The following is a 213-nucleotide window of genomic DNA, read 5'->3' as shown; positions in this document are numbered from 1 at the left end:
AGCAGGGAGACCTGGTCGGCGTTGCCATGGTCACCGCCGCTGCTCATGGTCCATGTGGAAGAGGTGTTCAGTCCCCAGTTATCCGCAAAGGCATGATTATCCCCCAGGCGGAAGCCGTGCAGGGTACCGGCACGGTCACTGTGCTGCTGGGCGTAACCCAGAGACACAATATCACTGCCATCCATTGCGGCCATTGCCGGATGTACGGCGCTG

The 213-nt window shown here is 60.6% G+C and carries 1 pseudogene; it reads right to left on the bottom strand.

Annotation, left to right across the window (positions count from 1 at the left end):
* Positions 1–213, bottom strand: a pseudogene (locus tag AAIR21_RS28310) (hypothetical protein); the annotation flags it as partial.

The organism is Enterobacter sp. PTB, from assembly GCF_051130085.1.
Lineage (GTDB): Bacteria > Pseudomonadota > Gammaproteobacteria > Enterobacterales > Enterobacteriaceae > Enterobacter > Enterobacter ludwigii.
The sequence above is the reverse complement of the archived record's forward strand: the minus strand, read 5'-3'. Positions and strand labels throughout refer to the sequence as shown.